Below are 22,816 nucleotides of genomic sequence, written 5' to 3' on the forward strand. Positions count from 1 at the left end.
CTACCGTCCGCTCGCGGGCTCGGGTCGTGCGGCGAGCGCCTGCTGGGTCAGCACATCCTGAGTCAGCAGGCTCGCCACCTCGGTCAGCGTCGTCGCGGTGCGCACCCCGAACTCCTCCGCCTCGGTGCGCTCGGCGTCTGTCGGCACGACCCCGATGCGGTTCAGCCACACGCCGCCGAGCCCGGCCCGCGCGGCGCCGAGGGCGTCGGTGCCCAACCGGTCGCCCACCATCACCGCGTCCTGCGCTCGCACGCCGAACCGGTCGCACGCGTACCGGAAGATGCGCGGATCGGGCTTGACGACGCCGAACGCACCTGAGCTGACCAGGTGCTCGATGCGGTCGGTGATGCCGAGGGCGGCCAGCTTGGCCGTCTGGAACGCCTCGTCGCCGTTCGTGACGATGCCGAACCGCACCCCCGGCAGTCGCTGCTCCAGCGCGTCGAGGCAGGGCAGCGCGCCGTCGTGCAGCACGAAGCGGGCGCGGTAGCCGGCCAGGTAGTCCTCGAACCACGCCTCCGCCTCGGCGTCGGTCAGCCGGATGCCGTAGGGCTCGAGGAAGTCGTGCACCCGTGCTCGGCGCTGCCCGACGTAGTCCAGCTCCCCGGCCAGATAGCGGTGGTAATGGAGCTCCTCCAGCTGCGTCCAGCGCGCCGCCTCCGCCGCCTCACCCGCGTCGCCGGTCAGGCCCAGCCGCACCCGGGTCTGCTCGATCGCTCCGTCCACCGCCGCCCGGTGAGCGAAGAGCGTGTCGTCGAGGTCGAACAGCACGACGCGCGGAGCGAGGATCCTGGACGCGCTCATCACGGGCGCCGCAGGAAGCCGACGCGGTCGTAGACCTCCGCCAGCTTCGGCTCGGCGATCGCCGCGGCGCGGTCGGCGGCGGCGGCCAGGATGCGGTCCAGTTCGCCCAGGTCGTCGAGCAGCTCCAGGGTGCGGGCGCGGATCGGCGCGAAGGTCTCCACGACCGCGTCCGCCACGTCGCGCTTGAAGTCGCCGTAGCCGCGACCCGCGTACTGCGCTTCGAGCTCGGGCACTCCCACGCCCCGGAAGGCGGACAGGATCGCGAGCAGATTGCTGATCCCGGGCTTCGACTCCCGGTCGTAGACCACCTCCCGCCCCGTGTCCGTCACGGCGGAGCGGATCTTCTTCGCGGTGACGGCGGGGTCGTCGAGCATCCAGACGACCCCGGCGTCGGAGGCGGCGGACTTGCTCATCTTGGCCGTCGGGGTCTGCAGGTCGTAGATACGGGCGGTCTGCTGCTGGATCTGCGCCGTCGGCACGACGAAGGTGTCACCGAACCGCGTGTTGAACCGGCCGGCCAGGTCGCGGGTCAGCTCCACGTGCTGCCGCTGGTCGTCGCCGACCGGCACCACGTCGGTGTCGTACAGCAGGATGTCGGCGGCCATCAGCATCGGGTAGGCGAACAGGCCCACCGATGCTGCGTCGGTGCCCTGCCGCGCCGCCTTGTCCTTGAACTGCGTCATCCGGCTCGCCTCGCCGAACCCGGCGATCGTGTTCAGCACCCAGGCCAGCTGGGCGTGCGCCGGCACGTGCGACTGCACGAACAGCGTGGAGCGGTCCGGGTCGATGCCGGCCGCGATGTACTGCGCGACCAGGGATCGCGTCTGGTCGCGCAGGGTCGCTGGGTCCTGCGGCACCGTGATCGCGTGCTGGTCGACGACGCAGAAGATCGCGTCGGAGGTGTCCTGCAGCGCCTTCCACTGCAGGATCGCGCCGATGTAGTTGCCGATCTGCATGGAGTCGGCGCTCGGCTGTATGCCCGAGAACGTGCGGGGCTTGGCTGCCATGGGGTGCTCCCGGATCTCGGGTGGGTGAACAGAGTGGGCGGGCGGGCGGGCGGGCGGGCGGGCGGAGAAAGAGTGGGCGGGATGGACAGGGTGCCGCGACAGGTTGAGCGCGGCCGGGTCAGAACGTGTAGTCGACGACCACCGGGGTGTGGTCCGACCATCGCCCGTCCCGCGACCGGGCGCGATCCACCCGGTACGCCGCGACGTGCTCGGCGAGCGCGGGGGAGGCCAGCTGGTAGTCGATGCGCCAGCCGGTGTCGTTGTCGAACGCCGAGCCCCGCCACGACCACCAGGTGTAGGGGCCGTCCACCTCGCCGGCGCTGCGCCGGCCCACGTCGACCCAGCCGAGGCCGGCGCCCGCGTTGTAGCGCTCGTCGTCCTCCGCGCCCACGAAACGGTCCCAGTACGCGCGCTCCTCCGGCAGGAAGCCGCTCGCCTTCTGGTTGCCGCGCCAGTTGCGGATGTCCAGGCGGCGGTGCGCCACGTTCAGGTCGCCGACCACGACCGCGAGCGGATTGTGGTCGGTCAACTGCGGCAGCCGCGCCTGCATCGCGTCCAGGAAGCGGAACTTCTCGTCCTGCTTGGGCGTGCCCGCCTCGCCCGAGTGCACGTACGCGGAGACGACCGTGAGCAGCGCGTCGCCGACGGCGTAGTCGGCCTCCAGCCACCGTCCCGCGGTGTCGAAGTCCGTGTCGCCGATCGCGACGCGATGGATCTGGGCGGCTCCCCGCGACGCGATCGCCACGCCCGCGCGGCCCTTGGCGGTCGCGGCGTCGTGCAGCACGTTCCACTGCGGACCCAGCAGGCCGGTCAGGTCGCTCGTCTCGGCCCGCACCTCCTGCAGCGCCAGGATGTCCACGCCGCGGCCGTCGAGCCAGCCGGCCATGCCCTTGCGGAACGCCGCCCGCACTCCGTTGACGTTCACCGAGGCCAGCCGCACCGTGGTTCCCGACACGGTCGACCAGCCTACCGAGCGGTTTCCGGAGCCGATCGGGCCTGCGCGACCTGGTCGGCGTCGGGGTCCGGATCCTCGGTCGCCGACTGGGCGGCGCTGAACGCCTGAGTGGTGGGGACGGCCGATCGGCGCCTCGCCTCGTCCCGCACCATGCGCTGCAGCTCGCGGCTCTGCCGCCACCGCGCCAGGCCCCGGGCGTCGCGGATGCGCTGCTCGAGCGCGGTCCGGTTGGCGTCGGCGACCAGTCGCCGGGCATCCTCCAACTGCTCCGCCTGCTCCACCTGGCGCTGCTCCGGCGTCAGCGATCGCGCGTCGATCCCCGCGTCCTGCATGCCGACGGCGATCCACGACGAGGCCAGCAGCACGACCTGGCAGATGAAGTTGAAGTAGAGGAACAGGCCGATCACCACGCCGAAGCTGCTGATGAGCGGATTGCGGCCGGCCCCCTGCAGCAGTACCCCGCTGAGGGTCTGCAGGATCGCGAGCCCGACCCCGCCGATCACCGCTCCCGCCCACAGCCGACCGCGGGGGACGGGGATGCCGGAGAGGATGCGAAAGGCCGCCACCAGGATCACCGTGAAGATCCCCGCCGTGACGACGAAGCCGATCGCAGTGCCGGCGAAGGAGGTGAGTGGGCGGTTGCCGGTCAGGCCCAGCACGTCGAACACGAGGGTGATCGCGGTCGTCGTCACCACGCTGACCGCCGCGCTCAGCAGCACCAGGGCGCCGAGCGCGATCGCCAGCCCCAGGTCCTTCAGCTTCAGGACGACCGGATTGGTCGTCGGTCCCGGCAGCGCGAACATGATGCGGATCGCCGTCCGCAGGGTGCCGAGGAACCCGACCGCGGTCAGCAGCACGCCGACCAGCGAGATCAGGCCGGTGACGCCGAGCGCCGTGGAGTCGAGCGCCGAGTCGAGGTTCTTGATCACCCCGGTCGGCCCGATCAGGTTGGGGATCAGCGCGTTCAGCTGGGTGGTGAGCGCCGCCTGCAACTGCGCGTTGCCCTTGATCACGAACCCCGCGACCGAGAAGGCCCCGAACAGCGCGGCGAACAGCGCGAAGAACGCTTGATAGCTCATGCCGGAGGCGAGCAGCGGCCCGTTGTCGCTGCTGTAGTGCATGAAGACGCGCACCGGCTTCCACGCCAGCACCCGCTGGATCAGGCCCGCGATGCCCGTCGCCGGGTCCGTGGGCGTCGCCCGCGCCCCGGACGCCTCGCCCGTCACCCGCTCGTCGCGCACCCCCTGGTCCGCTCGCGCCATCGCGCCAGCTTACCTGAGGGGCACACTCCGCAGCCGGTCGAACCCCTGGTCAGGAGGGTCTCCTCCGGCCCCGTCGGTTGCCCAGCCGCGGCGGCCGCCGATGGTCGTCCGCCGGGATCTATCGTGTCGACACCCGGCTGGCTACAGTGCCATCCGGCGGGAGGAGCGCGGATGCGGCTGAGCGGCTTCGGCGTGGGCAGCGGCACCGCGCTCGGTCCGGTGCGCCGACTGGCTCCGTCCGTTCCGACGGACTCCGCCGGCGAGGCGATCGCCGGCGATGCTCCCGCGGCCCATACTCCGGCGTCCGATCCGACGGCGGAGCTGGCTCGCACGCGCGCCGCGCTGCAGGCGACCGCAGCCCAGCTGGCGCAGCGGGCGGACGAGCAGACCGGTGCGGCGTGCGATCTGCTGCGCGCAGAATCGCGGATGGCTGCCGATCCCTCGCTGCTCGACGATGTCGCTGCGCGGATCGCGGCGGGCAGCTCCGGTCAGCAGGCGGTGCTGGACGCGTTCGGCGCGTTCCAGCAGGCGCTGCGTGCGCAGGGCGGCCGGATGGCCGAGCGCGCCGTGGACCTGGCGGATGTCGCCCGTCGGGTCGTGCGCACCATGACCGGAATGCCCGACCCGGCGCTCCCGGTGTCGCAGGCGCCCTACGTGCTGGTCGCCGACGATCTCTCGGCGGCCGACGCCGCGGCCCTGGATCCCGCTTCGGTGCTCGCGATCATCACGCGGGATGGCGGCCCGACCTCGCACGCGGCGATACTGGCTCGCGCGCGGTCCATCCCGGCGATCTTCGGAGTGCCGGAGGCGATGAGGCTGACCGACGGCCAGATCGTGCTGGCAGACGCCGAGCACGGCAGCGTGGACGCGGATCCCCGCTCCCACACTTCGCACCCGGTCGCTCCTGGCCGGTCTGCTGCCGGCCCGTTCGCTCCAGGAGCGACCGCCGACGGCGTCCGCGTGCCCCTGCTTGCGATCGTGGGCGATCCGCAGGACGCCGCGCGGGCCGCCGCACTCGGCGCGGAGGGGGTGGGACTCGTGCGCAGCGAGTACCTGTTCCCCGATCGCGACGAGGCTCCCTCCGTCGACGAGCAGACCGCCCGGTACACGGCGCTGCTCGACACCTTTCCCGGCCGGAGTGTGGTGGTGCGGGTGCTGGACGCGGGGGGCGACAAGCCCGTCTCGTATCTGCCGCGGCGGCCCGAGCGCAATCCGGCCCTGGGACTGCGGGGCATCCGGCTGCTGCGCCGTCACGAGCCCGTGCTGCGGGACCAGCTGACCGCCCTCGCCCGCGCGGCCGCGGCATCCGCCTCCGCCGACCTGTGGGTGATCGCGCCGATGGTGACCGAAGCCGAGGAGGCCGACTGGTTCGCGGCGCTGGCTCGCCGGGCCGGCGTGCGTCGCGTCGGCGTGATGGTCGAGGTGCCCTCCGCGGCGCTGCTGGCGGAGCAGGTGATCGCGCCCGTGGACTTCGTCTCCATCGGCACGAACGACCTGACCCAGTACACGCTGGCGGCGGATCGCACCCTCGGTGCGGTGGGCCACCTGCAGGACCCGTGGCACCCGGCCGTGCTGAGGCTCATCGCCGGAGTCGCGCGGGCGGGAGCGGCCGCCGGCAAGCCCGTCGGCGTGTGCGGAGAAGCCGCCGCCGACCCCGACTTCGCGGTCGTGCTGGTCGGGCTGGGCGTCCCGAGCCTTTCGATGACTCCGGTCGCACTCGCCGACGTGCGGGCATCGCTCGCGGCGGTCACGCTGGACGAGGCTCGCGGGCGCGCGCGGCGGGCGCTCGCCGCCGGCAGCGCCGCAGCAGCGCGAGCGGTCGCGCGCGACTGATCGCCGACCTGGCCCGGCACCCGTTTCTGCACGGTCTGCGCGACGGCGGGGTGTCGCCCGGGCGGCCGACGCGGTCTGCGGCACGATGCTGCTGTCAGCGGCCCTGCCGACCCCTCGGGCGGACGACGAGAAGTCTCCGCGCGTCTTTCTGGAACGAATCCATGCCCACACGTCGCATTCTCATCCGCTCCGGGAAGCACCCGTTCACCGTGCTCAGCCCCGAGGCGACGCTCGCCCGCGAGCGCGTCGCCACCTTCGCCGGCAACGTCGGCAACGTGCTCTTCATGGACTCCGTGACCAAGGCGGTCAGCGCGCCCGACGTGGAGGTCGTGCCGAATTCGATGATCACCGAGCGGCCGATCGCCGACGAGTTCTACGCCGAGAAGGTCAACGACGAGTTCGACGCGCTCGTGCTGCCGATGGCGAACGCGTTCAAGGAGAAGTTCTCGCAGCAGATGGTGACGATGACGGACGTCATCAACAAGCTCGACATCCCCGTCACGATCGTCGGCATCGGGGCGCAGTGGAAGTTCGGCGAGGACCGCGACATCATGCCGCCGGACTTCCACGAGATCGCCCGGGCGTTCGTCGCGGCCGTGCTCGACCACTCCGCGTCCATCGGCGTGCGCGGCGAGGCGACGAAGGACTTTCTCAAGTACCTGGGCTTCGGCGACGAGCACGTCGACGTGATCGGCTGCCCGTCGCTGTTCCGGGAGCAGGCGCCGCCGGCGGTGCGGCCCGCTCCGGCGATCGACCCCGGCAGCCGGATCGCGATGAGCGTCACACCCGACCTGGAGTTGATCTCCCCGATCATCGGCCACCACGTGGAGAAGTACCCGCGCCTGACGTATGTGGCCCAGGAGTCGCCCGAGTTGGCGCTCGCCCTCTACGGCGAGCCGGTGCCGTACTGGCGCGCGCAGCGCTTGACACGCCGCAAGGGCGTGGACGACATCCGGCTGCCGCTGCACTGGGACCACCCCCTGTATCAGGAGGATCGGATCCGCAACTTCGTGGACGCGACCACGTGGTTCGACTTCATGCGCACCCAGGACTTCGCCTTCGGCACGCGGTTGCACGGCACGATCGCGGCCCTCGTGGTCGGCACGCCCGCGGTGATGATCACCCACGACTCGCGCACGACCGAGCTGGCCGACTTCCACCGCATGCCGCACCGGCCGCTCACGCAGGAACTGACCGAAATCGACGTGGCCGAGCTGGCCGCCGACGCCGACTTCACCGCGTTCAACGCGGAGCGTGCGCACGGGTTCGCCAACTACCTGTCGTTCCTGGAGAAGAACGACATCGACCATATCTTCCGTCACGAGGGTGCGGCGGAGGCGTGGGAGGCGGAGCTTTCGACCAGGGTGTTCCCGCCGGCGGTGCACACGCTGATGGCCCCGGAGCCGCAGTTCCGCCGCGACATGGCAGCCCGGCTGATCTGGCTGCGGCAGAGCCACACCCGCGATGCACAGCGCACCGCGGCCGGCGCATACAAGGTGCCCTTCGACGGCGGCGCGGGCCGACCGCGCAAGGCGCCGCCCAAGCCGAAGCCGGTTGTCGTGACGCCGCCGCCGCCTCCGCCGCCCACCCGATCCGAAGTGCTGGTTCGCCGCGCTCGCCGCCTGGCTGCCGGCGTGCTGGCCCCCCTCCGCCCGCGTCGGCCGACACGCGGCGGCCCCACACAGGCCCCGGTGGAGGGTCCGGCCACCACCTGACCGCCGCCGAAGAATTCAGGACTTTTCGAGTTCCGGCCGCGCACTCGGCCCGTACAGTCCTTCATTCCTCGCGATCCCCTGAATTCTTCAGGCCGCCAGGGCCGCGAACACGGCGGCCTCGACCGTCGGCCACTCGAAGAAGACCTGCCGGTAGTCGAACCGCTCGGTCCGGTAACGGGCGATCGTCGCGGCCGCGCTGCGACGTCGGTCACGGCTGAAGGCCGCCTCGTCGTCGTGCCACGCGCGGCCGTCCAGTTCGACGATCAGCCGCCCCTCCACAAGCAGGTCGACCCGCCCCACGCCGGGGATGACGACCTGCGTCTCCACGCGCAGACCGGCACGCTGCAACAGATAGCGGGCGACCGACTCCACCCCGGACTCGCAACGACCGTTTGCGTGGGACACAAGTAGCGCCAGGTGCGCCGGCAGCCGAGCGCGCAGCACGGGCAGATCGGCGGACCGGATCGCCCGCTCATGCAGCGCGGAGTCGATCATGGCGATGGCGAACTCGGGCTGCAGACAGTACAACGCGTCCTGCAACATGCGGATTGCAGGGACCACGGGCAGGCCCTGCCGCAGCCGTGGCTGGTCGCGAGCAGACCAGTGCACGCACACGTCATCCCGTCGCGAAAGGCGATCGAGGGATCGTCCGGATCTCGCAGCTGGCCGTATTCCGACGTACCGAGACATGCAGCCGGTTGTCCGGTGCAACGAAGACGCCGCAGTGCTGAGCGGCGGTCGTCGCAGTCGCCAGCCCGCCCAGTTTGACCGCACGAATCAACTCGGACGGAGCGTCGGGCATGGCGTAATGGCCTTGACGCGGTCGCAGGAGCAGGCCACTCCGCACCGAGTGCGTCAGATCTGCATGCGTCTCGCCGGCACGGAGCAGGTCGCGGGTGGTGAAGAACGGTCCGGGCATGTGTCGACCATCGCGCACAACTCGGCCCGACCACGGACGCGTGCACTCCGAAGGGACGACTGCTCGGGGAGTCCGCCTGTGGAGGACAGGATTCACCCTCCTGAATCCTCAAGAATTCAGGAGATCCGCCGGATCGAAGGACGTATCTGCTGGATTCCGGCTCCGCCCCTGGAATTTCCTGAATTCTTGAGCGCGGAGGGGCGGGTCAGCCGATCTTGACCTTGCCCGCGCCGCGGAAGGTCGCCGCCTTCACCTCGCTGATCGCCTTGGTGATCTGGATGCCGCGCGGGCACGCCTCCGTGCAGTTGAAGGTGGTGCGGCAGCGCCACACGCCCTCGCGGTCGTTCAGGATGTCGAGGCGCACCTCGGCGGCCTCGTCGCGCGAGTCGAAGATGAAGCGGTGGGCGTTCACGATCGCCGCCGGGCCGAAGTACTGGCCGTCGGTCCAGAACACCGGGCACGACGTGGTGCATGCCGCGCAGAGAATGCATTTGGTGGTGTCGTCGAAGCGGGCGCGGTCCTCGGCGGACTGCAGCCGCTCGCGCTCCGGCGCCGGCCCGGCCTGCAGGAACGGCTGCACCTGCCGGAACGACTCGAAGAACGGCTCCATGTCGACGATCAGGTCCTTCTCCAGCGGCAGGCCCTTGATGGCCTCCACGTAGATGGGCTTGGAGACATCGAGGTCCTTCACCAGCGTCTTGCACGCCAGCCGGTTGCGCCCGTTGATGCGCATCGCATCCGATCCGCACACCCCGTGCGCGCACGAGCGGCGGAAGGTGAGCGACCCGTCCTGCTCCCACTTGATCTTGTGCAGCGCGTCCAGGATGCGGTCCGTCGGCAGCGTGTCCACGTCGTAGTCGCGCCAGTACGGCTCCGAGTCCGTCTCGGGATCGAATCGCCGGATGATCAGCGTGATCGTGGTGAACCCGCTGGCCGGGCGACGCTTGACCGCCGGGTTGAGGTCGGTGTCGGTCACGCCCCGGGGCATGGTGAGCGTCATCGCTAGTACTTCCTCTCCATCGGCTGGTACCGCGTGATCACCACGGGCTTCCAGTCCAGCTTGATGTGGTCGGCCGCGTCCGCGGAGTGCGGGTCGCCGGTCAGGTACGCCATCGTGTGCTTCATGTAGTTCACGTCGTCGCGGGTGGGGTAGTCGTCGCGCATGTGCCCGCCGCGGCTCTCCTTGCGGTTGCGGGCGGAGTAGACGACCACCTCGGCCAGGTCGAGCAGGAAGCCCAGCTCGATCGCCTCCAGCAGGTCGGTGTTGAAGCGCCGGCCGCGGTCCTGGATGCCGATGTTCGTAAACCGCTGGCGCAGCCCGTGGATGATGCCGGTCACCTTCTCCAGCGACGCGTCGGTGCGGAACACCTGGGCGGAGGCGTCCATGTTGTCCTGCAGCTCCTTGCGCAGCACCGACACCCGCTCCGGTCCGGTCGCACTGCGCAGCGTGTCGACCAGGTCGCGCACGAACGCGGCGGGGTTCGGCGGCAGCGGCACGAACTCGGCCGTGGCGGCGTACTCGACGGCGTTGTTGCCTGCCCGCTTGCCGAACACGTTGATGTCGAGCAGAGAGTTGGTGCCGAGCCGGTTGGAGCCGTGCACCGAGACGCACGCGCACTCGCCGGCCGCGTAGAGCCCGGGTACGACCGTGTCGTTGTCCGAGAGCACCTCGGCCTTCACGTTGGTCGGGATACCGCCCATCGCGTAGTGCGCGGTCGGCATGACCGGCACCGGCTCGACCACCGGATCGACGCCCAGATAGGTGCGGGCGAACTCGGTGATGTCCGGCAGCTTGGTCTCCAGCACCTCGGCGCCCAGGTGCGTGCAGTCGAGCAGCACGTAGTCCTTCAGCGGCCCGGCGCCCCGTCCCTCCGCCACCTCCTGCACCATGCAGCGGGAGACGATGTCGCGGGGAGCCAGGTCCTTGATGGTGGGGGCGTAGCGCTCCATGAAGCGCTCGCCGGTGTTGTTGCGTAGGATCGCGCCCTCGCCGCGGGCGCCCTCGGTCAGCAGGATGCCGAGCTTGGCGAGCCCGGTCGGGTGGAACTGGAAGAACTCCATGTCCTCGAGCGGCAGGCCCTTGCGCCACACTATGCCCACGCCGTCACCGGTGAGGGTGTGGGCGTTGGAGGTGGTCTTGTAGACCTTGCCGAAGCCGCCGGTCGCGAACACGATCGACTTGCCCTGGAACACGTGCAGCTCGCCGGTGGCCAGCTCGTAGGCCACGATCCCGGAGGGGCGCTTGACGGTGCGGCCGTTCTCGACGACCTCGGTCATCACGAGGTCGAGCGCGTAGAACTCGTTGTAGAACTCGATGCCGAACTTGACGCAGTTCTGATAGAGGGTCTGCAGGATCATGTGGCCGGTGCGGTCCGCGGCGTAGCAGGCGCGGCGCACGGGGCTCTTGCCGTGGTCGGCTGTGTGCCCGCCGAAGCGGCGCTGGTCGATCTTGCCCTCCGGGGTGCGGTTGAAGGGCAGGCCCATGTTCTCCAGGTCGATGACCGCGTCGATGGCCTCCTTGGCCAGGATCTCGGCCGCGTCCTGGTCGACCAGGTAGTCGCCGCCCTTCACGGTGTCGAAGGTGTGCCACTCCCAGCTGTCCTCCTCCACGTTCGCGAGCGCCGCGGCCATGCCGCCCTGCGCCGCGCCGGTGTGGGAGCGGGTGGGGTAGAGCTTGGTGATGACGGCGGTGCGCGCCTTCGGCCCCGCCTCGATCGCGGCGCGCATGCCCGCCCCGCCTGCACCGACGATGACGACCTCGTGGCGGTGGAAGTGCACACCGTCGACGACGGTGTCGCCGTTCGGGTCGTCGCCCTGCTCTGCCCAGGACGCCGGATTCGCCGGGTCGCGCTCGGGACCTCCGGGCTCGGTGGTGCGGTCGTGGCCGGCCAGGTTGCGGGCGAGGTCGCCGAAGGTGCGGCGGGGCTTGGGATCGGATTCACTCACGGGCATGCCTCCAGGGCTGCAGCTGTGGACTGCGGCGCGAGCGGCGCCGTGCGCGAGACGGCCGGGAGCACCCGGCGGAGGGAGGAGCTGTCGTGGATGTGGGCCTGCCGGACCGTGCTCACGCGGCGGGGCAGAAGCTGGGCAGCGTGCCCGCGGTTGCATTGGCCGGGCACGGGTCGAAGGTGAAGATCACCAGGGTGCCGAGGACGAGCAGCACCACGGTCGCGGCGACCAGCCCGACCTTCACAATGCGGTTGGCGCCCGCAGCGACCACGTAGTCGTTGGTGACGGTGCGCATGCCGTTGGAGCCATGGATGAGCGCCAGCCACAGCAACAGCACGTCCCAGACCTGCCAGAACGGCGAGGCGTACTTGCCGGCGATGAAGGCGAAGTCGATCTGGCGCACGCCCTCGCCGGCGTACAGGTTGACGAACAGGTGGCCGAAGATCAGCACCACGAGCACCACGCCCGAGGCACGCATGTAGATCCAGCCCCACTTCTCGATGTTGAAGCGGCGACGGGGGTGCTGCACCTTGGCCCGCGGGCTCTCGATCGTGATGGCCATCAGCGCGGGAACTCCAGGATGATGTTCATGATCTGGCGTGGGGCGAAGCCCGCCATCAGCACGACCCAGACCACGATCACCGCGTAGAACAGTGCCCGGTGGTATTTGGTGCCCACCCGCCAGAAGTCGATGGCGATGATGCGCAGCCCGTTCAGGGCGTGGAAGCCGATCGCGCCGACCAGGGCCAGCTCGCCGAGCCCCATGATCGGGTTCTTGTAGGAGGCGATCACGGCGTTGTACGCCTGGGGCGACAGCCGGATGAGCGCGGTGTCCATGATGTGCACCAGCAGGAAGAAGAAGATGCCGACGCCGGTGATGCGATGCAGCACCCACGACCACATGCCCTCGTGCCCGCGGTAGACGGTGCCGGCGGGAGCCTTGGGCAGCGAGAGCTTGCCGAGCGTCGCGGTCGGCGCGAGCTTGGGCGCAGCGGTCGCCGACGACGAGCCCGCGGGCGAGGAGTTTCTGCCGGACGGTGCCGGACGCAGGGACACCATGACCGGCGCCTTCCTCGAGAACGAATGGGACGAATTGCGCTCCGATGGTACCTCCGCATATCTGCACCTCCGGCGCCGGACGCGAACCCGCAGATAAGGTTCGGAGCATGGCCGAACCGACCTCCGATCAGCGCAGCCCCGTCTGGGGCGGGCGCGGAACCGAGCCGGCCGCCGTCGACCGCTTCTACAGCGTCATCCCGGCCGGCGGCATCGGCTCGCGGCTGTGGCCGCTGTCCAGGGCGGACGCCCCCAAGTTCCTGCACGACCTGACCGGGTCGGGCCAGACACTGTTGAAGGAGACGTGGGACCGCCTGGCACCCATCTCCGGCGACCAGCGGGTGATGGTCGTCACCGGCCGCGCGCACCGCGCCGCGGTCGAGGAGCAGCTGCCGCTGCTGCAGGACCACAACGTGGTGCTGGAGAGCGAGCCCAAGGACTCCTCCGCGGCGATCGGGCTCGCCGCGGCGATCCTGGAGCGGCGCGAGCCCGGCGTGATCATCGGTTCGTTCGCCGCCGACCACGTGATCGGCGACATCCGCCGGTTCCGTCGCGCGATCGTCGAGGCGATCGCCGTCGCGGACGCCGGATACATCGCCACAGTGGGCATCCTGCCGACGGAGCCGTCGATCGGCTTCGGCTACATCAAGCGCGGCACGCCGCTCGCCGTGCCCGGTGCACCGTCGGCCCTGCTGGTTGAGCGCTTCGTGGAGAAACCCGACCTGGAGACCGCGCGCGGCTACCTGGACTCCGACGACTACTTCTGGAACGCGAGCATGTTCATCGCCCGCGCGGATGTGCTGCTGGCCGAGATGGCCAAGACCGAGCCCGAGCTCGTCGCCGGCCTGCAGCGCCTGGCCGAGGCGTGGGACACCGATGATCGCGGTGCGGTCGTCGACCGGGTCTGGCCGTCGCTGAAGAAGGTCGCGATCGATTACTCGGTCGCGGAGCCGGCGGCCAAGGCGGGGCGCCTGGCGGTCGTGCAGGGCGACTTCCCCTGGGACGACGTGGGCGACTTCGCGTCCATCGCCAAGCTGCAGTCCGGCGGTCGCGGCAGCGACCTGGCGATCCTCGGCGCGCACGCCCGCGTGCTGGCCGACTCCTCCAGCGGCATCGTCGTCTCCGACAGCGCCCGCCTGATCACTCTGATCGGGGTGGAGGACATCGTGGTCGTCGACACCGCCGATGCCCTGCTCGTCACCACCAGCGCGCACGCGCAGCGGGTCAAGAGCGTGGTCGACGCATTGAAGCTGTCCGGCCGCACCGACGTGCTGTGACCGCAGGCGCGGTGTCCGGAGCCGCTGCCGGCGAGGTCGACTGGGGCGCGCTGCGGGCGGCGGCCACGGCGGCGATGGCGCTCGCCTACGTGCCGTACTCGCGGTTCCCGGTCGGCGCCGCCGCCCTCGTGGACGACGGGCGGATGGTCTCCGGCTGCAACGTGGAGAACGCCTCCTACGGCGTCACGCTGTGTGCGGAGTGCTCGCTCGTCTCCGCCCTCGTGATGTCGGGCGGCGGGCGGCTCACGGCGTTCGCGTGCGTCGACGGCGCCGGCGCCGTGCTGATGCCGTGCGGCCGCTGCCGACAGCTGCTGGTGGAGCATGCCGCACCGGGCATGCAACTGGACACGGTGCGGGGTGTGCGCACGATCGACCAGGTGCTGCCGGACTCCTTCGGCCCGACACAGCTGGACGCGTTCGCCGCCGGGCGGGACGCCGGGACGACGCCGGCGGGCCCGACAGTCTCGGCTTCGTAACCATGCGGCGCGGCCGCGGCTTCTGTCGATTGCCCGAAACACGGCGCCGTTACCCTGACCGACGGCCCGCGAGCAACACCCGCCCGAGGGCTCACAGCATCTGACGGAGGTCCTTCTTTGACATCGCTCACCAAGCGGATCGGGCTCGGGGCCGCAGCGGCGCTCGGGTCGATCGCCCTGCTCACCGGCTGCGGATCGGCGCCGAGCGCGACCGCCCCCTCGGCCAGTGCGGGCAGCACCGCCAGCACCGCCGCCAAGTCGACCTTCCTGCCCTGCGTGGTCGGAGACGTCGGCGGCTTCAACGACCACTCGTTCAACCAGCTGTCGCTGGAGGGCGTCACGGCCGCCGCGACGAAGCTCGGCACGACCGCCAAGAAGGTCCAGTCGCAGACCTCGACGGACTACGCGCCGGCCTTCTCGAGCCTCGTCGCCCAGAAGTGCAACTCGATCGTCGCCGCCGGCTTCCAGTTCGGTGACCCGCTGGTCGCCTCCGCCAAGGCGAACCCGAAGATCGACTACGTGATGATCGACAACACCACGACGCCAGTGCTGCCGAACGTCAAGGACGTCGTCTTCAAGACGTCGGAGGCGGGCTTCCTCGGCGGCTACGCCGCGGCGGCGTACGCGGCGAGCGTCTCGAAGACCCCCGCCGTGGCGACCTACGGTGGCCAGAAGTTCCCGACCGTGACGATCTTCATGGACGGCATCGCGGACGGCGTCGCGTACTACAACTCGCAGAAGAAGGCGAGCGTCAAGATCCTCGGCTGGAGCGTGAAGTCGCAGAACGGCTCCTTCGTCGGCACATTCACCGACCAGAACAAGTCGAAGCAGATCGCCTCCGGGTTCCTCGACCAGGGCGCGAACGTCATCATCCCGGTGGCCGGATCGCTCTACCAGGGCGCCGGCAAGGCCATCACGGCGGCCAAGTCCTCCTCGGTCCTCGAGGGTGTCGACGCCGACGTGTACGAGTCGGACCCGAGCGTGAAGTCGCTCATCCTGACCTCGATCGTCAAGAAGGTCGACGTCGCGGCGCAGACGGCGACCGAGGACGCGGCGAAGGGCGGGACGTTCGACAACTCCACCTACATCGGTGACCTGAAGAACGGCGGCGTCGCCCTCGCTCCGTTCCACGACTACGAGTCGAAGGTGCCCTCGACGCTCTCGGGCGAGCTGGACACCATCAAGGCGGGCATCATCGGCGGGTCGATCACGGTCGAGTCGCCGGCGGCGACCACCCTGAAGTAGGCCGTTCCTGGTCGGAGCCGGGCACGCTGCCCGGCTCCGACCCTCTTCCTGGGAGAGCCAAGTGCGCCTCGAACTCCACGGCATCACCAAGGCGTTCGGTGCGCTGATCGCCAACGACCACATCGATCTCACCGTCGAACCGGGTGAGATCCACTGCCTGCTCGGCGAGAACGGCGCGGGCAAGTCGACCCTGATGAACATCCTCTACGGCCTGCTCAGGGCCGACTCCGGGGAGATCCGGCTCGACGGAGCAGCCCAGCACTTCACCGGCCCCGGCGACGCGATGCGCGCCGGCATCGGCATGGTGCACCAGCACTTCATGCTCGTACCGGTGTTCACCGTCGCGGAGAACGTCATGCTCGGCCACGAGCAGACGAGGGGCGGGTTTCTCGATCTGCCCGCCGCCCGCACCCGGGTGAGCGACATCTCCGCTCGGTTCGGATTCGACCTCGACCCCGACGCGCTGGTCGAGGACCTGCCGGTCGGCGTGCAGCAGCGCGTCGAGATCGTAAAGGCACTGTCCCGCGACGCGAAGGTGCTCGTGTTCGACGAGCCCACCGCGGTGCTCACGCCGCAGGAGACCGACGAACTGATGGCGATCATGCGGCAGCTGCGGGACGCCGGCACCGCGATCGTCTTCATCACCCACAAGCTGCGCGAGGTCCGCGAGGTCGCGGACCGGATCACCGTGGTCCGCCTCGGCAAGGTCGTCGGCGAGGCCGAGCCCACCGCGTCGAACGCCGAACTCGCGTCGCTGATGGTCGGCCGCAGCGTCGAGCTGACGGTGCAGCGCACTCCCTCCGAGGGCCGCGAGACCGGCCTTGAAGTCGCCGGGCTCACGGTGCTCGACCCGGCCGGGCAGGTCGTCGTCGACGACGTCGGCTTCGTCGTGCGGCGGGGCGAGATCCTGGCCATCGCCGGCGTGCAGGGCAACGGCCAGACCGAACTGACGGAGGCGCTGCTCGGGCTGCAGGGGGACGTCCGCGGAACGGTGACGCTCGACGGCCGCGTCCTCACCGGGCGGTCGGTGCGGCAGGTGCTCGACGCGGGTGTCGGCTTCGTGCCGGAGGACCGGCAGGTGGACGCGCTCGTCGCCGAGTTCTCCATCGCCGAGAACCTGATGCTCGACCGCTCCGACGGCGCGCCGTTCGTGAAAGGCGGCGCGGTGCAGCGACGCGACCTGGAGTCCTTCGCGGCCGCGACGGTGCAGGAGTTCGACGTTCGCGCGCAGGGGATCGACACCCACGTCGGCCGCCTCTCCGGCGGCAACCAGCAGAAGGTCGTGCTCGCCCGCGAGCTGTCCCGGACCCTGCGCTTGTTCGTCGCCGCGCAGCCGACGCGCGGCTTGGACGTGGGTTCGATCGAATTCGTTCACGAGCGCATCGTGGCGACGCGGGACGAGGGGGTGCCGGTCATCGTGATCTCGACCGAACTCGACGAGGTCGCGGCACTCGCCGACCGCATCGCGGTGATGTATCGCGGCCGCGTCGTCGGCATCGTGCCCGGCGATACGCCCCGGGATGTGCTGGGCCTGATGATGGCGGGCGAGCTGCCCGACGGCGTCCGGACCGCCGCATGAGCGGCATCGCGCCGGTCGGCGACACCGGGCTCGCCTCCTCCGGCGTCGATCCCGACCAGATCCCACCGGAGGAGCGGGCGGAGGACGAGAAGCCGCGGGCGAGCCCGCTCGTCGCCGCGCTCATCACGATCCGCGACGGCAGCGCGCTGACCACGGTTCTCGCCGTCGTGATCGCGCTCGTCGTCGGGGCGGTGCTCATCGCCGCGACGAACCCGGGCGTGCAGACGGCCGCCGGGTACTTCTTCGCGCGGCCGACCGACATGCTCGCCGCGATCGCCTCCAGCGTGGGCGGCGCCTACCTCGCGCTCTTCCAGGGCGGTGTCTACGACTTCTCGCAGACCGATCCGCTCGTCGCTCTGCAGTCCTTCGGTCACGCCATCGGCTTCGCGACGCCGCTGATCGCGGCGGGGCTCGGCATCGCGGTCGCCTTCCGCTCCGGCGTCTTCAACATCGGCGGCCAGGGGCAGGTGCTGATGGGTGCCGCGTTCGCCGGCTACGTCGGCTTCACCTGGAACGGTCCGCCGATCATCACGCTGCTCGTCGCAATCCTGTTCGGTCTGCTGGGCGGCGGCCTGCTGGCCGGCCTCGTCGGCGTGCTGAAGGCGCGGACCGGCGCCAACGAGGTGATCGTCACGATCATGCTCAACTACGTCGTCTACTACCTGCTCGACTTCGCGCTGCAGACGCCGCTGCTCCAGGATCCGAAGTCGGTGAACCCGATCAGTCCTCCCGAGCACGCGAACGCCATCCTCTTCAACGTGCTCCCTGCCGCGTACCACGTGAACGTCGGGTTCCTGCTCGCGGTCGTCGCGACGGTCGCGTGCTCGTGGCTGCTGTCCCGCTCGAGCATCGGATTCAAGATGCGGGCGGTCGGCGAGAATCCGCGCGCCGCACGGGTCGCGGGCATTGAGGTCGACCGGGTCTTCACCGCGGCGATGGTGATCTCCGGTGTGCTGGTCGGCTTCGCCGGCGTCACCCAGGTGCTCGGTACGACGACCTCGGGGTTCACGAGCGGCGTCGATGCGGGCATCGGCTTCAACGCGATCACCGTCGCCCTGCTCGGCCGCTCCCGCCCGTGGGGGGTGTTCTGGGCCGGGCTCCTGTTCGGGGTGTTCCAAGCCGGCGGTTACACGATGCAGGCCGCGCAGAACGTCGACATCAACGCCGTCCAGGTCGTGCAGTCGGTGATCGTCCTCTTCATCGCCGCGCCGCCGCTGGTGCGCACGATCTTCCGCCTCCCGCAGCCGAAGGGAGTGGCCGCGTGACCGCGACCCAGGTGACCGCGACCGCCGTCGCTCCCACCGTGCGCAAGGACGTCAGTTACAAGACCCCGATCGCGCTCGGTGCGTTCGCCGTGCTGGCCCTGCTGCTGTTCGTCGTCTTCGCCAGAAACGGGACCTCGACGTTCTCCTTCACGCAGGGGGGCACCGTCGCGTTGCCGAACGTGCGGTTCCCGGTGCGCGCGACCGGGATCGTCATCACGGTGATCGCCGCGCTGCTCGCGGTCGCCGCGGTGCTGCTCGTGCGGCGTCGCGGCTCCGCGCCGCGCTGGATCATCGTCGTGTTCGCGCTGCTGCTCGTCGTCGGGTTCCTCGCGTGGGCGACCGCCGGCCAGCGGCTGCCGGTGGTGGGCCTGCTGACCGGGTCGCTGGCACTGGCAGCGCCGCTGATCTTCGGCGCGCTGGGCGGCGTCGTCTCCGAGCGGGTCGGTGTGATCAACATCGCCATCGAGGGGCAGCTGCTCGCGGGCTCGTTCGTGTCGGCGGTCCTCGCCTCCGTCACGCAGAACCTGCTCGTGGGCCTGATCGGCGCAGTGATCGCGGGCACGCTCGTCTCGTTCGTGCTGGCGGCGCTGTCCATCAAATACGTCGTGAACCAGGTGATCGTCGGTGTCGTGCTGAACGTGCTGGTGCTCGGGCTGACGACGTTCCTCTTCCAGGCGGTGCTCATCCCGTCGGCGGACGTCGTGAACGCGCCCCCGACGTTCTCGAACCTGCCGATCCCCGGGCTGTCGCTGATCCCGATCATCGGTGCCGTGCTGTTCGACCAGTCGATCGTCACCTACCTGATGATCGTGGCGGTGATCGTCGTGTGGATCGGGCTCACCCGCACCCGCTGGGGTCTGCGGCTGCGCTCGGTCGGGGAGCATCCACAGGCCGCGGACACCGTCGGTATCAACGTCGCGCGCACCCGGTTCTGGAACGTCGCCCTCGCGGGCGCGATCGTCGGACTGGGCGGTGCGTATTTCACGCTCGGTTCCGTGGGCGCGTTCAGCCAGAACATCACCTCCGGCGCGGGCTACATCGCGCTCGCCGCGGTGATCTTCGGCCGGTGGGACCCGCTGCGCGCGTCGATGGCCGGCCTGCTGTTCGGCTTCGCCAGCCAGGTCGCGAACATCCTCGGCATCATCGGCAGCCCCGTGCCGTCGGACATCCTGCTGACGCTGCCGTACGTGGTGACGATCGTCGCGGTCGCGGGACTCGTCGGCCGGGTCCGGGGCCCGGCCGCAGCCGGTCGCCCCTACGTCAAGGGCTGATCCCCCTCCGCTCCGAGCCCATCCTGAGCCCACACCGAGCCGCGCCGTCGGTCGGCGAGGTGCTCAGGGGGCGTAGTCCTGGATGCGGCGGCCGTGGGAGCGGTCGCGCAGCTGCGGGATCCGTACCGTCAGGCCGTCGATCGCCTCCTGCACGTCGATGGTCGTCAGGCGCCCCTCGTCCACCACGACACGGCCGTCGACCAGGACGGTGCGCACGTCGGACTCCTGCACGCTGAGCACCAGCCCGGCGGCGATGTCGTGCAGCGGCTGCAGGTGCGGTCGGTCGAGCGCCACGAGTACGACGTCGGCGCGACGGCCGGGCAGCAGGGCGCCGATGCTGTCGGCGAGACCGACCGTGAGGGCGCTCTGCCGGGTCGCGAGATCGAGCGCGTGGGCGCTGGTCAACCAGGTGGCGTCGGCGGTCTTCTGCTTCTCGACCAGGGCGAGCATCCGCATGCTCTCCAGCACGCTCAGCGTGTTGCCGGAGGCGGGTCCGTCCGTACCGATCCCGACCGGCACGCCCGCATCGTGCAGCAGCCGCACGGGCGTCGTGCTCTGCTGCGCGTGCTTGAGGTAGACCTTGTCGCAGGCGGCGACGCCGATCCGGTCGGCGACCGGCGCGAGCCACCGCACGTCGTCCGGTGTGATGCCCGCACCGTGGGCGATGATCACGCCCGACTCCAGGACGCCCGTGTCGTGCAGCACCTGCATGGGCGTCACCCGGCGGGCCGCGAGGCTGGACTCCGTCTGGAACATGCCCTCCGCGGCATGGATGTGGGTGCGGATCCCGAGCTGCGACGCGGTGCGGGCCGTGCGCTGCAGGTCCGCGTCGTCCACGGTGTACGTGGCGTGCGGCCCCAGCATCGTCGTGACGCGGCCGCCCGCGGCGCCCTGCCACCCCGCGGCGAACGCCGCCGAGCGATCCAGCCCGGCCGGTCCCTCCGAGGAGAAGTAGGTGGACGCCAGCACGGCGCGGGCGCCGCTCGCCGTCACCTCGCGGGCGATCTCGTCCATCGAGAAGTAGTGGTCGGCGAAGGTGGTGACGCCGGCGAGCAGCATCTCGGCGATCGCGAGCCGGGCGCCGAGGGCGACGTCCCGCGGCGTCAGGTTCACCTCCATCGGCCAGATGTGGTCGTTGAACCACGACTCCACCGGCACGTCCTCCGCGGAGCCGCGGAACATCGTCATCGCCGAGTGCGTGTGGCAGTTGATCAGGCCGGGCATCGCGAGCCGGCCGCGGCCGTCGATCACCTCGGCGCCCTCGCGCTCCGCCTGCGGCGTGGTGCCGGTCGGCCGCACCCAGGCGATCACTCCGTCGGCGATCCCGATGTCGTGGTGCCGGAGGAAGATCGCGGTCGCGCGCGCGGCGCCCCCGTCGTCGGGGTAGCCCGCGTCGGCGGGCGTGGTATGCGTGAGCACGGTGGCGTCGGTCACGATCAGGTCCACGAGGGGCACCGGTTCAGCCTAGGAGAGGGGCACGTCCTCGCTTCTAGGGTTGTGGCGTGCTCGAGGTGCTGGAGGGGATCGATCTCTGGGACGGCGTCCGCCACCGCGGGCGGTCGACCGTCCGGTTCGCCGCGGCCGGTGCCGACGCCGTGATCGACGCCGTCGACCCCTCCTCCTCACACTCGTACATCCGGGCTGAGCGTCATCCCCGGCCTGATCGACACCCACGTGCATCTGATCGGCGAGTCGACCGGTGCGCGCGTCGACTTCCTCACCTGGCCGCTCACCACCCGGGCCGAGGAGCGGGTGCTGCACGGCCTCGCGAACGCGCGGCAGGCGCTCGCCGCCGGGATCACCACGCTGCGCGACCTCGCGGCGGACGACGTGCAGTTCTCCCTCCGCCGCGCGCTGGACGCGGGAGTCGTGCCGGGGCCGCGGCTGCTCGCGCACGGCATGGTGGGCATGACCGGCGGGCACGCGGACCTGTTCACGCCGCCCGCGATCGTGGAGCGGCCGCCGGTCGCCGACGGCCCGGACGCGTGCCGGCGCCTCGTGCGGCACTGGGGGCGGGCGGGCGCCGACGGCATCAAGATCGCGACCAGCGGAGGCGTGCTGTCGGTCGGGGACCGGCCATCGTGGCGCGGCTACACCCGGGACGAGATCGCGGCGATCATCGACGAGGCGCACGCGCTCGGGATGCGGGTGGCCGCGCACGCGCACTCCGAGGCCGGCATCGAGGTCGCGATCGTGGAGGGTGTCGACTCCATCGAGCACGGCACGCTCATCACCTCCGACCAGGCCGTCCGGGCGGCGGCCGCGGGGGTCACCGTGGCGCCGACGCTGCTGATCAACGACCGCATCGCGCAGGGCCGCGGCGCTTCAACGGAGCAGACGGGGAAGGCGCGCGAGCTCGTCGCTCAGCGGGACGAGCGGCTGCGCGCCGCGGCAGGGCTGGGCGTCGACTTCGTGCTCGGCACGGACGCGAACGGCTTCCACGTGAGGCTCGGCGAGCAGGCGGCTGAGCTGCGGCGGATGGCGCAGGTGCTCGGCTGGTCGCCGGAGCGGACGCTCGCCGCCGCGACCTCGCGGGCGGCGGACGCGATCGGTCGGCCCGACCTGGGGCGCCTGGCGCCGGGTGCGAAGGCGGACCTGCTGATCGTGGCCGGCCGGCCGTGGGAGGACCTCGATGCGCTCCGTCCCGAGCGCATGGTCGCGGTGATCTGCCGCGGCGAGGTCGTCGCGGGCGCCTTGCCCTGACTCCCGACTCCGACTCCGACTCCGACTCCGACTCCGACTCCGACTCCGACTCCGACTCTCGGGGTGAGGTCAGCCGATCGCTCGGATGGCCTGGATCACCAGCGACCAGAACCGCGGCGCGTCGATGTCGGTGGCGACCCGGGTCGTCGTGCCCTCGGGTGCAGGCCCGCGCAGGTCGGCGACCGTCATGCCCAGCGTGATCGTGCCGGTCAGCTCGACGTCGAGCGGGGCCGTGCGCACCGTGAGCACCGACCGGTCGATGACGTAGGCGACCGCGACCGGATCGTGCACCGGCGGGTGGTCGAAGCCCTGGGCGTCCCGGTACGAGCGGGCGAAGAACTCCAGGAGCTCGCCGACGAAGTGGGCGACGGGCGTGCCGATGGCCGCGATCTCGGCGACGATCTCGGGAGTGGCGAGCGCGCGGTGCGTCACGTCGAGCCCGACCATGGTGAGCGGCCACGACTCGTTGAAGACGATGTGCGCCGCCTCCGGGTCGATCATGA

The 22,816-nt window shown here is 70.8% G+C and carries 21 protein-coding genes; 9 read left to right on the top strand and 12 right to left on the bottom strand.

Going from position 1 to position 22,816, the window contains the following annotated elements:
* The 4 genes from ACFE7H_RS12010 to ACFE7H_RS12025 all read right to left on the bottom strand — a co-directional run bounded on the left by ACFE7H_RS12010 (position 1) and on the right by ACFE7H_RS12025 (position 4,025).
* On the bottom strand, positions 1-801 hold the full coding sequence (locus ACFE7H_RS12010) for an HAD family hydrolase (RefSeq protein ID WP_375401471.1): 801 nt from the start codon (positions 799-801) through the stop codon (positions 1-3).
* On the bottom strand, positions 801-1,808 hold the full coding sequence (trpS, locus tag ACFE7H_RS12015; protein ID WP_375401472.1) for a tryptophan--tRNA ligase: 1,008 nt from the start codon (positions 1,806-1,808) through the stop codon (positions 801-803). Before trpS ends, ACFE7H_RS12010 begins: the two co-directional genes overlap by 1 nt.
* Positions 1,809-1,926: 118 nt before the next feature.
* Positions 1,927-2,763, bottom strand: coding sequence for an exodeoxyribonuclease III (locus ACFE7H_RS12020; protein WP_375401473.1), 837 nt, complete (start codon positions 2,761-2,763; stop codon positions 1,927-1,929).
* 11 nt (positions 2,764-2,774) lie between these two features.
* Positions 2,775-4,025 carry a YihY/virulence factor BrkB family protein gene (locus ACFE7H_RS12025; protein ID WP_375401474.1) on the bottom strand — a complete coding sequence of 417 codons (1,251 nt, stop codon included), beginning with the start codon at positions 4,023-4,025 and terminating at the stop codon, positions 2,775-2,777.
* 171 nt (positions 4,026-4,196) lie between these two features.
* Here ACFE7H_RS12025 and ptsP point away from each other — a divergent pair, with 171 nt between their 5' ends.
* On the top strand, positions 4,197-5,858 hold the full coding sequence (ptsP, locus tag ACFE7H_RS12030) for a phosphoenolpyruvate--protein phosphotransferase (protein WP_375401475.1): 1,662 nt from the start codon (positions 4,197-4,199) through the stop codon (positions 5,856-5,858).
* Between the two features lie 161 nt (positions 5,859-6,019).
* Positions 6,020-7,573, top strand: coding sequence for a polysaccharide pyruvyl transferase family protein (locus ACFE7H_RS12035; protein ID WP_375401476.1), 1,554 nt, complete (start codon positions 6,020-6,022; stop codon positions 7,571-7,573).
* Positions 7,574-7,660: 87 nt separating this feature from the next.
* On the opposite strand, the gene ACFE7H_RS12040 is transcribed toward ACFE7H_RS12035, so the two are convergent.
* The 6 genes from ACFE7H_RS12040 to sdhC all read right to left on the bottom strand — a co-directional run bounded on the left by ACFE7H_RS12040 (position 7,661) and on the right by sdhC (position 12,500).
* The gene (locus ACFE7H_RS12040) at positions 7,661-8,182 is read right to left on the bottom strand and encodes an endonuclease domain-containing protein (protein WP_375401477.1); all 522 of its coding nucleotides are present in this window, start codon (positions 8,180-8,182) and stop codon (positions 7,661-7,663) included.
* Between the two features lie 7 nt (positions 8,183-8,189).
* Entirely contained in the window at positions 8,190-8,492 is a 303-nt protein-coding gene (locus ACFE7H_RS12045) for a type IV toxin-antitoxin system AbiEi family antitoxin domain-containing protein (RefSeq protein ID WP_375401478.1), read from the bottom strand.
* 205 nt (positions 8,493-8,697) lie between these two features.
* On the bottom strand, positions 8,698-9,492 hold the full coding sequence (locus tag ACFE7H_RS12050; protein ID WP_375401479.1) for a succinate dehydrogenase iron-sulfur subunit: 795 nt from the start codon (positions 9,490-9,492) through the stop codon (positions 8,698-8,700).
* Between the two features lie 2 nt (positions 9,493-9,494).
* Complete coding sequence (gene sdhA, locus ACFE7H_RS12055; RefSeq protein ID WP_375401494.1) at positions 9,495-11,270, bottom strand: succinate dehydrogenase flavoprotein subunit; 1,776 nt, start codon at positions 11,268-11,270, stop codon at positions 9,495-9,497.
* Positions 11,271-11,556: 286 nt separating this feature from the next.
* Entirely contained in the window at positions 11,557-12,003 is a 447-nt protein-coding gene (locus ACFE7H_RS12060; RefSeq protein ID WP_375401480.1) for a succinate dehydrogenase hydrophobic membrane anchor subunit, read from the bottom strand.
* Positions 12,003-12,500, bottom strand: coding sequence for a succinate dehydrogenase, cytochrome b556 subunit (gene sdhC / locus ACFE7H_RS12065; protein ID WP_375401481.1), 498 nt, complete (start codon positions 12,498-12,500; stop codon positions 12,003-12,005). The genes ACFE7H_RS12060 and sdhC overlap by 1 nt, the downstream gene beginning before the upstream one ends.
* Before the next feature lie 107 nt (positions 12,501-12,607).
* Between sdhC and ACFE7H_RS12070 the strand changes: the two genes are divergently transcribed.
* The 6 genes from ACFE7H_RS12070 (at position 12,608) to ACFE7H_RS12095 (ending at position 19,610) form a co-directional block, all read left to right on the top strand.
* Positions 12,608-13,774, top strand: coding sequence for a mannose-1-phosphate guanylyltransferase (locus ACFE7H_RS12070; protein ID WP_375401482.1), 1,167 nt, complete (start codon positions 12,608-12,610; stop codon positions 13,772-13,774).
* On the top strand, positions 13,771-14,250 hold the full coding sequence (locus ACFE7H_RS12075; RefSeq protein ID WP_375401483.1) for a cytidine deaminase: 480 nt from the start codon (positions 13,771-13,773) through the stop codon (positions 14,248-14,250). The genes ACFE7H_RS12070 and ACFE7H_RS12075 overlap by 4 nt, the downstream gene beginning before the upstream one ends.
* Before the next feature lie 117 nt (positions 14,251-14,367).
* On the top strand, positions 14,368-15,495 hold the full coding sequence (locus ACFE7H_RS12080; protein ID WP_375401484.1) for a BMP family protein: 1,128 nt from the start codon (positions 14,368-14,370) through the stop codon (positions 15,493-15,495).
* A gap of 61 nt (positions 15,496-15,556) precedes the next feature.
* Positions 15,557-17,074, top strand: coding sequence for an ABC transporter ATP-binding protein (locus tag ACFE7H_RS12085; RefSeq protein WP_375401485.1), 1,518 nt, complete (start codon positions 15,557-15,559; stop codon positions 17,072-17,074).
* Entirely contained in the window at positions 17,071-18,339 is a 1,269-nt protein-coding gene (locus ACFE7H_RS12090; RefSeq protein WP_375401486.1) for an ABC transporter permease, read from the top strand. Before ACFE7H_RS12085 ends, ACFE7H_RS12090 begins: the two co-directional genes overlap by 4 nt.
* Positions 18,336-19,610 (top strand): ABC transporter permease, encoded by a 1,275-nt coding sequence (locus ACFE7H_RS12095; RefSeq protein WP_375401487.1) that lies wholly within the window; start codon positions 18,336-18,338, stop codon positions 19,608-19,610. Before ACFE7H_RS12090 ends, ACFE7H_RS12095 begins: the two co-directional genes overlap by 4 nt.
* A 63-nt stretch (positions 19,611-19,673) precedes the next feature.
* Here the strand turns inward: ACFE7H_RS12095 and ACFE7H_RS12100 are convergent, their stop codons facing one another.
* Positions 19,674-21,065, bottom strand: a complete 1,392-nt coding sequence (locus tag ACFE7H_RS12100; RefSeq protein WP_375401488.1) for an amidohydrolase — start codon at positions 21,063-21,065, stop codon at positions 19,674-19,676.
* A 204-nt stretch (positions 21,066-21,269) separates the two neighbouring features.
* Here ACFE7H_RS12100 and ACFE7H_RS12105 point away from each other — a divergent pair, with 204 nt between their 5' ends.
* Positions 21,270-22,313, top strand: a complete 1,044-nt coding sequence (locus ACFE7H_RS12105) for an amidohydrolase family protein (RefSeq protein WP_375401495.1) — start codon at positions 21,270-21,272, stop codon at positions 22,311-22,313.
* 69 nt (positions 22,314-22,382) lie between these two features.
* Here the strand turns inward: ACFE7H_RS12105 and ACFE7H_RS12110 are convergent.
* On the bottom strand, positions 22,383-22,816 hold a 434-nt coding region (locus ACFE7H_RS12110), incomplete at its 5' end, for a nucleoside hydrolase (RefSeq protein ID WP_375401489.1).

It is taken from the genome of uncultured Amnibacterium sp., assembly GCF_964250715.1.
In the GTDB taxonomy this organism is placed as follows: domain Bacteria; phylum Actinomycetota; class Actinomycetes; order Actinomycetales; family Microbacteriaceae; genus Amnibacterium.